Raw genomic sequence first — 1,512 nt, forward strand, 5'->3', positions numbered from 1 at the left:
CCGGGCGGGCCGCCGGACTGATCGGACGCGCCCGCCTCGCCGGAGGGTGCCCCGCCGGGAACCGGGGCCGCGGGCCCGGGGGAGGCCGCCCGATCCGGAAAGAGGGGGAAGCCCGCCGCGAGCACGATCAGCGCGAGCCCCGCGAGGTCGGCGCTCGTGGGGATCTCCCCGAGCAGCGCGAATGAGGCGAGCACCCCGAAGACGGGCACGAGCAGCGTGCCGATTCCGGCGGCCCCCGCGGGGATCCGGCGCAGCAGCGTAAACCAGATGAGGTAGGCGATCACGGTGCCGAAGACCAGGTTGTAGAGGACGCCGAGCACCGCATCGCCGGTCAGTATCAGCGGCTCCTGGCGCGGGGCCAGGACGAGGCCTACCGCGCAGACGGCGCTGCCCGCGATGAGCTGCCAGGCGGTCGTCGTGATCGGGGGAGCGTCGACCGCGGCTCGCTTGAGCAGCACGGTGCCGAGCGCCCAGCTCACGGCGGCGGCGATCGCGCAGGTGAGCCCCAGCCATTCTCCGGCGAGAAACTGCGGCAGCGCGAGGACGAGCAGCCCCGATGCCCCGAGGGCCAGCGAGAGGATCCGCCGCCGGGTGAGCGGCTCGTTGAGCAGGACGCTGGCGAGCAGCACGACCCAGATCGGCATCGTGTAGACGCCGATGGTGGCGCGCCCCGCGGTGGTGTGCAGCAGGGCGAGCGCGGAAAAGACCCCGAAGCCGCCGACGCTCAGGCTCCCGGCGAGCAGCAACCGCAGGGTATCCCCGCGACGCCGGAGCCGGAGGCTCGTCCCCGTGCAGAGCGCGATCACGACGAGGACGAGGGCACCCCCGCCGAAGGCGGCCACCCGAAACTCCCACAGCGTGAAGGCGGTGAGTCCCACCTTCGCGGCCACGAAGTTCACGCCCCAGAGCAGCGCGACCAGGGTCAGCGCCCCGAAATCAGTCAGCTTCATCGGGGCCCCTCCCCGCGGGGCGCGACCGGGGGACGCGGGGCCCGGGCGGCGTCACGCACGGGACGACGCCGGACGGGACGCGACGGGGAGCGGCTCGGCCGGGGCCGCGTCGTAGGTGACCCATTGGGTGCGCGTCGCCACTCGGTCGTAGAGCGCCTGCGCCCGCTCGTTGTCCTCCGCCGTGATCCAGCGGACGACGGAGCGGCCCTCGGCCGCCGCGATCTCCGTGAGCCGCTGGATCAGCGCCCGCCCGGCCCCGGCGCCGCGCGCCTCCGGGTCGGTGAAGAGGTCATCGAGCCAGATCCCGACGGTCCCGGTCGAGGGTCGCGAGAATCGGCGCGCGTGCGCCAGGCCGACGATGCGGCCCTCGCGCTCGACGAGGAGCGCCTCGCACTCGTGCGTCGCATCGGTGAGCCAGCCCCAGACCGTGCTGACGACGCCCTCGTCCGCCGGGAGGCGATAGAAAGCGCGGTAGACGCGGAACAGCTCGCGCCACCGCTCCTCGTCGGCGGCGGCGAGCGGGCGGACTGCGAGGGGTGAGGTGTCGGCCACGGTGCCATCC

2 protein-coding genes are annotated in these 1,512 nt (G+C 74.2%); both read right to left on the bottom strand.

Annotated features, from left to right (window positions below; genetic code table 11):
* On the bottom strand, positions 1 to 950 hold a 950-nt coding region (locus OOT08_RS10820; protein WP_325092653.1), incomplete at its 3' end, for a DMT family transporter.
* 51 nt (positions 951 to 1,001) lie between these two features.
* Positions 1,002 to 1,512: GNAT family N-acetyltransferase (locus tag OOT08_RS10825; protein WP_325092654.1), on the bottom strand; the 511-nt coding region annotated here is incomplete at its 5' end.

It is taken from the genome of Leucobacter sp. M11 (assembly GCF_035726885.1).
Classification (GTDB): domain Bacteria; phylum Actinomycetota; class Actinomycetes; order Actinomycetales; family Microbacteriaceae; genus JAPFRB01.